This window comes from uncultured Olegusella sp. (genome assembly GCF_947253395.1).
Lineage (GTDB): Bacteria > Actinomycetota > Coriobacteriia > Coriobacteriales > Atopobiaceae > Olegusella.
The window spans coordinates 49,129-57,750 of sequence record NZ_CAMXYY010000003.1; the positions used below are offsets into that span (position 1 = coordinate 49,129).

The 8,622-nt window shown below is 48.7% G+C and carries 9 protein-coding genes and 1 tRNA gene; 7 read left to right on the plus strand and 3 right to left on the minus strand.

All coding sequences use genetic code 11. The features are described from left to right. Nucleotides 1-62 precede the first annotated feature (62 nt). Nucleotides 63-1,604: an L-lactate permease gene (locus Q0X25_RS00865; RefSeq protein ID WP_298578434.1), complete on the minus strand. Its 1,542-nt coding sequence runs from the start codon at nt 1,602-1,604 to the stop codon at nt 63-65. Nucleotides 1,605-1,820: 216 nt separating this feature from the next. On the opposite strand from Q0X25_RS00865, the gene Q0X25_RS00870 reads away from it, so the two are divergent. From Q0X25_RS00870 to Q0X25_RS00885, 4 genes are all read left to right on the plus strand, one after another. Further along, entirely contained in the window at nt 1,821-2,441 is a 621-nt protein-coding gene (locus Q0X25_RS00870) for a hypothetical protein (protein ID WP_298578436.1), read from the plus strand. Between the two features lie 63 nt (nt 2,442-2,504). Next, nucleotides 2,505-3,119: a DJ-1 family glyoxalase III gene (locus Q0X25_RS00875; RefSeq protein WP_298578438.1), complete on the plus strand. Its 615-nt coding sequence runs from the start codon at nt 2,505-2,507 to the stop codon at nt 3,117-3,119. Nucleotides 3,120-3,134: 15 nt separating this feature from the next. Continuing rightward, nucleotides 3,135-4,469: a DNA repair protein gene (locus Q0X25_RS00880; RefSeq protein ID WP_298578440.1), complete on the plus strand. Its 1,335-nt coding sequence runs from the start codon at nt 3,135-3,137 to the stop codon at nt 4,467-4,469. Further along, on the plus strand, nt 4,456-4,677 hold the full coding sequence (locus tag Q0X25_RS00885) for a hypothetical protein (RefSeq protein ID WP_298578442.1): 222 nt from the start codon (nt 4,456-4,458) through the stop codon (nt 4,675-4,677). The genes Q0X25_RS00880 and Q0X25_RS00885 overlap by 14 nt, the downstream gene beginning before the upstream one ends. Nucleotides 4,678-4,801: 124 nt before the next feature. Here Q0X25_RS00885 and Q0X25_RS00890 read toward each other — a convergent pair. Then, nucleotides 4,802-4,874: transfer RNA gene (locus tag Q0X25_RS00890), tRNA-Thr, on the minus strand. 104 nt (nt 4,875-4,978) lie between these two features. Here Q0X25_RS00890 and Q0X25_RS00895 point away from each other — a divergent pair. Beyond that, complete coding sequence (locus Q0X25_RS00895) at nt 4,979-5,779, plus strand: radical SAM protein (protein WP_298578444.1); 801 nt, start codon at nt 4,979-4,981, stop codon at nt 5,777-5,779. A gap of 5 nt (nt 5,780-5,784) precedes the next feature. Here Q0X25_RS00895 and Q0X25_RS00900 read toward each other — a convergent pair whose 3' ends face one another. Continuing rightward, on the minus strand, nt 5,785-6,285 hold the full coding sequence (locus tag Q0X25_RS00900) for a phosphohydrolase (protein ID WP_298578446.1): 501 nt from the start codon (nt 6,283-6,285) through the stop codon (nt 5,785-5,787). 195 nt (nt 6,286-6,480) lie between these two features. Between Q0X25_RS00900 and Q0X25_RS00905 the strand changes: the two genes are divergently transcribed. Continuing rightward, nucleotides 6,481-7,515, plus strand: a complete 1,035-nt coding sequence (locus Q0X25_RS00905) for a branched-chain amino acid aminotransferase (RefSeq protein WP_298578448.1) — start codon at nt 6,481-6,483, stop codon at nt 7,513-7,515. 126 nt (nt 7,516-7,641) lie between these two features. Next, a partial coding sequence (locus Q0X25_RS00910) for an inorganic phosphate transporter (RefSeq protein WP_298578450.1) occupies nt 7,642-8,622 on the plus strand: 981 nt, incomplete at its 3' end.

Here is an 8,622-nt window from a genome sequence, read left to right on the forward strand (position 1 = left end):
TCCGACACGAGATTGGATTCTCGTGTCGGGCTTATGTGCATCATGCAATTGCAAGAACTGCTTTACCAGCCAAGTATCACACCCACAAAAGTGAGAATCGACATCAGTGCGGCATAGCCAAAAGCATAGGGCGCTACGCGACTGAGCACATCTCCATCACGCCCAGCAAGCTCAGGCGTAGCGCAACCAATGGCAATGTTTTGCGGACTGAGCATCTTGCCTGCGGAAATACCAACAGAGTTAGAGGCGGCAAGCCAAATAGGATTGGCGTTGATAGAATGTGCTGCTTGTACTTGTACGTTGCCAAAAAGTACTTCGCTGGAAGTTCCAGAGCCAGTTACAAAGGTCCCCATCGCGCCGAGCAAAGGTGCAACGAGGGGATAGAAGCCACCAAGGGTTCCCACAAAGAATGCAGCGATGCTGGCAATCATGCCTGAGTAGCCCATAATTTTGGCGCAGGCGAGGACTGAAAGCATAGTCAAAATGGTTTTGCTCATTTGCTTGCAGGTTGCAATGAGTACCTCCCAAATTTCATGAGGCTCGCAGCCTTGAACAAAGGCGCCAAGAATGCCACAAATGAGAATGAGTACACCAGGCGTATTAATCCACGAGAAGCTTAGCGTGGCGGTGGGATCGCCTTGGTAGATATTAACCGTGGTCTTGATTGCAGAAAGAGGACCATTGATTAGGGGAACAAGCTTGCTGGTAAAGATAAGGACGATAAACACAAGAATAAAAGGACACCAAGCTCGCAATGCTTGATCCCACCACACGTTGATATTTTCTTTGGGTTTAAGGGGCGGGTAGAGTACATCAATCTTGTCGTTGGTTGCACGGGCGACAAAAAATGTTGCAATGAGCGAGACGACTGAAGCCACAACCATGGGCAAGTCTCCACCAATAACGGCTGCTGTTGCAATTTCGGGAATAGCCATCGAAAGACCTGCAGTGAGCGTAACGGGAAGCAGGCCGCGCAGCGCACGAGGTCCGTCTCCGATAATCATGACTATGATGAAGGGCGTTGCAATGACAAAAGGAGCCACCTGTAGGGCCTGAGTAAGAGCAAGAGCGGTGCCGTCAAGTCCTGTAATTGCTGCAAGGGTAGTGGTGGGGATACCGATGGAGCCAAACATCGTTGGTGTACCGTTTGCAACAAGGCATACCAGCACAGCTTTGAGAGGGTCAAAGCCCAAGGCAATCATCATTGAGCTAGGAATGGCAACAGCAGTGCCAAAGCCAGCCATACCCTCAAGGAAGCCGCCAAAGCACCAAGCGATAAGCACCGCTAGTACGCGCTGATGAGAGCTGACCGAAGTGAGCATGACCTTGATGGTCTCAATAGCACCTGTATGAACGGTAACGTTGTAGGTAAAAACTGCTGCGATGATGACAATGACAATTGGCCAGATTGCCATTGCGATACCTTCAAGGGCGGCAGTTGCCATATTGATGAGCGGCATATGCCACCACACAAGCGAAAGTATGGCAGCTATCAAAAGTGCGCCCGCCGCTGCAAGGTGAGCAGGCATTTTGATACCTACGAGTGCGATCACAAGCCAAAGGATAGGGGCCAGTCCAAGTAAGAAGGGGATGAGGAGATCCATAAGGCTCCATTCGCTTTTTTGTGTGTCTACAAAAAATGCGAGACGCACAGTTAATAGGTACTTTGATTATAGGCGGACTCATGAAGAGAGTTGGGAATTTGTATTGAGGAAGTTATGTCCTGTCTAAGAGATAGACTTATAGCTAAGCCATTAAGAGTGCTTTGGTGGCAGTTACGCATACTTTAGCCGCACAAGAAAGCTTGTGAGGAGTTATATATGGGTTTTGGAACTACGCATATGTGGTCGCCGCGCAACAGTGAAGGTAAGGCTCATCGAGGCCTTCTTATGGTGTTGCTTGTTTTGATTTTGGCTTGCGGTGCAGGAGGGTTTGAGCTGTATCGCGAAGGTCATGCAATCAAATCCCAGTCAGCAGATATCTTGGCTAACATGAAGACCCTGAGCAAGCAGATGACAACAGGGGACTTTGAAGGCGTCGCTACAAGCGCTGCACAAATTGAAAAACAAGCGGCTGAGGCGCGGTCAACAGTGGAAGGACCTCTCTGGCAGATTGCCTCTCAGCTACCCCTTATCGGTGAAGATGTCAAAAATGTTCGTATGCTTGTTGGTGCACTCTCTGATATTTCCGAGAAGGGCATTGGTCCGGTTGCTCAGCAGACTAAATCTGGCGATGTGTCTCGCCTCGCTGAGGCTTATATCCAGCTTGATGCAGAGATTGAAAAGGCAAAAAAGACCGTTGATGAACTGAGTCGAGGCTCAAATGACGAAGTAAACAACGCTGTTGCGCGTGCAAAAGAATATCTTGGGCGTGTACCTGATTTTAGTGAGCTTGGAGCCACAAAAGAGTCTGACAGTCGTAGCTATGACTTGGATACGTAGGGCATACAGCTCATTTTGCGAGCTGACTATTGGGGATATTGGGCTTAAAAAAAGGAGAGAGCCATGGAGTCAAAGTTTAAGAAAAGCTGCAACCGTCGTGTTGCCATCTTTTTTGCTGAAGGTCTTGAGGAAGTTGAGGCCCTAGCTCCTGCGAATATTCTTTTTCGTGCGGGCGTTCCTTGTGATTTAGTGGCGATTGGTCCTGATTTGCTTGTCCAATCGAGTCACGATATTTATGTGCGTTGCGACCGTAGTATTACTGATGCTGATTTTGACTTTGACGAGTATGATTTGCTTTTCTTACCTGGTGGTATGCCAGGGACGCTTAAGCTCAAGGCCTGCAAATCTTTACGTGCAGCGCTTCTCCGTTTTGCTGAAGCGGGGCGTGGAGAGGGTAGTGCGGGCAAGCAGCTAGCCGCTATTTGTGCTGCTCCTTCTATTTTGGCTGAGCTTGGCTTGCTTGAGGGTAAGCGTGCTACTGCAAATCCTGGTTTTCAGGATGTACTAAGCGAGCATGCTGCCCAAGTATGTGCTGATGAGCCTGTTGTTGAGGATGACAACATCATCACTTCTCAAGGTATGGGAACGGCAGTAGATTTGGGCTTGGTGTTGGTGCGTCGTCTTTGTGGCAAGGAAGCTGCTGAGCGCGTGAAGTCTGAAATTGTTGTATTACATTAGAACTCATATCAGCTTATGGCAGTGCAACGCCACTATCTCGTAATTGATTTGAAGTCGTTTTATGCCTCGGTTGAGTGTATTGATCGGGGCTTAGATCCCATGATCACCAAGCTTGTTGTGGCAGATCTTACGCGTACAGATAAGACAATCTGTCTTGCCGTGTCACCTGCAATGAAGGCTCTAGGCGTGCGTAATCGCTGCCGCGTATTTGAGATTCCCGCAGGTATTAGCTACATCACGGCAACCCCTCGCATGCAGCGCTATATCGATGTGTCTGCTCAGATTTACGGTATTTACCTGCAGTGGGTGGCTAAGGAAGATATTCATGTCTACTCCATTGACGAGGCATTTATCGATATTACAGGTTATCTGAGCTTGTATCATTGCACACCACGTGAGCTGGGTGAACGCATACGAAAGAGCGTTGTGAGGCAGACGGGAATTCCTGCGTCTTGTGGTTTGGGGACCAATCTATATCTGGCGAAAATTGCTCTTGATATCATGGCAAAGCATCGTGCCGATTTTTTTGGTGAGCTTGATGAGCAAAGTTACAAGATAGAACTTTGGAACCATCGTCCACTGACTGATTTTTGGCGCATAGGATCTGGTATTTCGCATCGCTTAGCAAAAATGGGCATCACCTGTATGGGAGAGCTGGCCCTCGCATCCCAAGACCCAAAACAACATGAGGCGCTTTACCAGGAGTTTGGTGTTGATGCTGAGATTTTGGTTGATCATGCATGGGGGATTGAAACTGTGGGGATGCCTCAGATAAAAGCATACCATCCCCAGGGGCATTCTCTTTCTAATGGGCAGGTGCTTGCCGAGGGTGTTGATGGCCGCACAGCTTTGATTCTTGCCAAGGAGATGGCCGAACGCCTTGCACTCGATTTGGTTGCATACCAAGAAGTTGCCCACTCTTTTTTGGTGTGGGTGGGTTTTGAGTTGAGCGATGAGGAGCGACATGCAGTGAGGCATGTTGGTGCTCGTGGTGCAGTTATGGGGTATGGGGCCCATGCGGGCAAAACTTTTGTTACACCTACAGATTCACGTAGAAACATCGTTGAGGCCTTAGTAGAAGTCTGGCCTCAGATTGCAATTGCCAAGCATCGTATCAAACGTATCGGGGTTGAACTCGGTGGTGTCGAGCCTGCGCAGAGCACAGGACAACAGCTTTCTTTATTTACTAATAGGACTGTCGAGGAGCGTGAACGTTGTAGGCAAAAGACGATAAATGCCATCAAACAAAAATATGGTAAAAATGCCCTGCTCAAGGCAATGGATTTGCTTCCCGAGGCTAATGCTCGCGAACGTAATATGCAGATAGGAGGTCATCGTGCCGGATTATAAGAGTCAGTCTTTCCGCCCTCATCCTCCTTGTGGTCGCGTGCGCATGTCTGTTGAGCGGCGTGCCAAAATTTTTATGCCTTTTGATCCGCTTGATGGCTTTAGTGCGGCCTTACGTGCTGTGGACCTTGAATCCAAAACCTTTTCCCATGAGGACAATCACGATCCAACATCGGGATACAAACCACAGATGGTTCGAGTGTCGAGCTAAGTAAGCGTAAAACTGCAGGTCAGATTTTCCTCTAGCTCGACAAACGAACCATCTATTGAAATTGTGGGTGTGTAAGAAAATGTTAGGCGTGTAGGGGCATTGTGGGTGTGTGAGAAAATTCGGGAGCCGGCAATCAGACTTGAACTGATGGCCCCCGCTTTACGAGAGCGGTGCTCTACCAACTGAGCTATGCCGGCGTATTCATGTTGACGCATTCGTCAAGCAGCTAACTACTATACGGAGCAAAGTGCTTTGACGCAAGAGCTAATACGTGCGAATTTTGCGGATATGAGCTAGTCTTGTGCAGATTACATTGGAGGATATTTTGGCAACCTATCTCAATCCACCGCTGGTATTTGGTCCTATATACAGCCGCAGACTTGGTATTTCCCTCGGTCTTAATCTCATGCCAGGAGATGGCAAAATTTGCAATTTTGACTGTATATACTGCGAAAATGGCCTGAACGCTGAACGCAAAACACGTGCTGCTTATCCCAAAGCAGCAGAGTTGGCAGAAGCGTTAGAAAAAAAGCTTCGTGAGATGTCAGCCAAAGATTTCCTGCCTGATGTCATTACGCTGGCAGGAAATGGTGAGCCAACAGCAAACCCCGAGTTTCCCCAAGTGGTTACGGTTGCGGTGAGTCTTCGCAATCAGTTTGCTCCAAAGGCACGTCTTGCCGTATTAAGTAATGGCACCTTGGCACATGTGCCGCGTATTCACGATGCCCTACTGCAGCTAGATGATAATATTCAGAAGCTTGACACGGTAGATATGCCCTACATTAGGCTGGTCAATCGCCCTGCGGGTAGTTATGACGTACAACGCGTCATTGAAGCACTTGCGGCTTTCCATGGACAGGTAATTGTGCAAACAGCCTTTATGAAGGGAAGCTATCAGGGACACGATCTGGATAATACAACTCCAAAATATGTACAACCCTGGCTTGAGGCCCTTCGTTATATCAAACCTCAGGCGGTCACTATTTATGCTATATCCCGTGATATGCCTGTGGAAGGTATCGTCCATGTAGGGCCTGAAGTGCTTGACAGGATAAAGTCACAGGTAGAGGCCTTGGGAATTCCCTGTATCGTTGGCTATTAGTCTACTTATGACTGTCGTGTGCGTCCTGCGATGGTCTCACGAGTTGAAACCATTTTGTCAGCAAGACATACCAACCATGCTTCACGATGGTGTGGCGGGCAAGGTGTGAGTGGCCACATATGATGGGCAATCACATCTTTTTCGATATCGCTCAGCTCAAAATCCTCCAGCGCATTGTCAAGAGCAAGTCCTGGATGACGAAAGCCGTGTAGTTTGGAATGCCCCGGCTCATGCCAATCGTAGAGATAGTAGTCGTGCAAAATGGCACCACGCACCAATGCAAGCTCACTGCAAGAAATGTGCCAGCGACGTGCCAGTTTGAAGGCTTGCCAGGCCACAGCTTCCACGTGTTCTAGGGTATTTGTTGTGCCGTGCTGGATAAACTGAGCCATCTGCGGCACTCGCGCGGAAGCAAGTATGGGTCGGGCAAGCAGCAAAAATTCAGTATGTAGAGCCTCTTCTCTTACAGAGAGATTCATAGTTACCTGCTCGTTTTGCTGTGCCATGTCGCCTCCTTATGCTGCATGAAACCACCTTTAGCTCACGTTATTTTTGCGCTGCGGGAGTTATTGTGCCATATACCTGCTTTCTCTGCAGTTCTTCAAAGATTTTCAAGACTGTTTCGTTTAGAGCGAGCTTGGGAGTAGGGGAGTACACTGCTGCACATCCGCACAGCAGCAAATGCTGCAGAAGGGAGCCTTATGGTAGAGAAGAAGAACATCGACTGGGGTAGCTTGGGTTTTGCTTACCAACACACTGACTATAGCTATGTCAGCAATTATGCTGATGGCGCGTGGGATGAGGGTAGTCTCACTCCCGACCATACGGTGCAGCTATCGGAGTGTGCAGGTCTTCTTCACTACTGTCAGGAGGTTTTTGAGGGGCTTAAGGCATATACCCAAAGCAATGGCGACATCGTGTGTTTTCGTCCTGACCTCAATGCTTCGCGTATGGCTGACTCTGCACGTAGGATTTGTATGCCAGAGTTTCCTGTTGAACGTTTTGTAGCTGCGGTCAAACAGGTGGTAAAAGCAAATGCAGCTTGGGTGCCGCCCTATGGGTCGGGTGCCACGCTGTATGTGCGTCCTTTTATGTTTGCAACAGGGGACGTTATTGGTGTTAAGCCCGCCGATCAGTATCAGTTCCGCATTCTTGTGACGCCTGTGGGCCCTTACTACAAAGGTGGTGTTAAGCCTGTTAAATTGCAGGTTTCCTCATATGATCGTGCGGCTCCTCATGGTACAGGCAATATTAAAGCTGGCCTGAACTATGCAATGAGTCTCTATCCGAGTGTCGAGGCACATAGTAAGGGCTATGCGGACAATATGTTCCTTGATCCCGAGACTCGCAGTTATGTGGAGGAATCGGGTGGCGCCAATATTATCTTTGTCGCTGATGATGGTACGTTGGTGGTGCCCCAGAGCTTTACCGACTCGATTTTGCCATCAATTACCCGTCGTTCGCTGGTCTTTGTTGCCGAAAATATGCTGGGCATGAAAGTTGAACAGCGTCCTGTGCGGTTTGATGAAATCGACCAATTTGTTGAGTGTGGTATGTGCGGTACTGCAGCGGTCATTTCACCGGTGGGCGAGGTTGATTCGGCAGACAAGAAGATTATTTTCAAAAATGGATTTGAGACTGTGGGACCTGTGATGGCAAAATTGCGTCAAACTTTGGTGGATATTCAGCAAGGTGACATCGAGGCACCTGAAGGCTGGATTTATAAAGTTTGCTAAACCCCAGATCAGAGTTCTATAGAGATGAATAATTAAAAAAAATACTCGTGCAGCATAAAATAGATGCTGCACTATTTTTATTTATAGGTAGAATGACTTTGAGATCAGACCCGTCGAGGGGAAAGTATGAACGTCGACTTTGGGCAATTCCTAGAGATGCTCAGCACGAACCCATTCTTGGCAATCGTCATTGTCCTCGTAATGGGTACGATTTTTGTCAATGGTGCGACTGATGCTGCGAATGCTATTGCAGAGGCAGTGGGTACGCGCTCAATTGGCATTGACGCTGCAATCCTCATGAGTGTGGTTTGCAATTTCATTGGCCTTGTTGCCATGTGTTTCATTTCTACAGCTGTTGCTGATACGGTCAGTGGCATGGTTGATTTTGGTGGAGATACGCATGCTGCTTTGATTGCCCTTGCTGCAGCTACCGTAGGTATTGTCGCTTGGGGTGTAGGAGCGTGGGTATTTGGTATTCCTACCAGTGAAAGCCATGCTCTGATTGCGGGTCTCACCGGAGGTGCCATTGCTGTTTCTGGCGGTCTTGGTGGCGTCAATGGCCTCGAATGGATGAAGGTCATTTGGGGCCTCCTTCTCTCCTCGTTTTTGGGCTACGGTGCTGGATGGTTCTTTACCAAGATTATTCGTGTTGTTTGTAAAGACGCGGATAGGCGGAAAGCGGACAAGACGTTTGCTCGACTGCAGGTGGTAGGTGCTGCCTTTGTAGCTTTGATGCACGGTGCTCAAGACGGCCAAAAATTTATGTCTACCGCCATGCTTGCTGTGGCACTTTCCATGGGCAAGGGCGCAGCCGATATGGCTGGATTCCCTCTTTGGATCCAGGTGCTTTGCGCCGCATTTATGGCTATCGGTACAGGTGTTGGTGGTAGGCGCATCATCAAGAAGGTCGGTACCGAGATGGTGCAAATGGAAAAATATCAAGGCTTTTCTGCATCGCTTTCTGCATCAATCGCATTGCTTGTCGCAACTTTGACGGGTCTGCCCGTTTCTACGACGCATGCTAAAACAGCTGCTATTCTTGGCGCAGGTGCTGCAAAGTCTGTGCATTCTGTTAACTGGGGCGTTGCTAAAGAAATGGTCTACACC

Excerpts from the sequence above, each read along its gene's own strand:
- Q0X25_RS00865 (WP_298578434.1), bottom strand. The coding sequence starts at position 1,604 with ATGGATCTCCTCATCCCCTTCTTACTTGGACTGGCCCCTATCCTTTGG.
- Q0X25_RS00870 (WP_298578436.1), top strand. The coding sequence starts at position 1,821 with ATGGGTTTTGGAACTACGCATATGTGGTCGCCGCGCAACAGTGAAGGT.
- Q0X25_RS00875 (WP_298578438.1), top strand. The coding sequence starts at position 2,505 with ATGGAGTCAAAGTTTAAGAAAAGCTGCAACCGTCGTGTTGCCATCTTT.
- Q0X25_RS00880 (WP_298578440.1), top strand. The coding sequence starts at position 3,135 with ATGGCAGTGCAACGCCACTATCTCGTAATTGATTTGAAGTCGTTTTAT.
- Q0X25_RS00900 (WP_298578446.1), bottom strand. The coding sequence starts at position 6,285 with ATGGCACAGCAAAACGAGCAGGTAACTATGAATCTCTCTGTAAGAGAA.
- Q0X25_RS00905 (WP_298578448.1), top strand. The coding sequence starts at position 6,481 with ATGGTAGAGAAGAAGAACATCGACTGGGGTAGCTTGGGTTTTGCTTAC.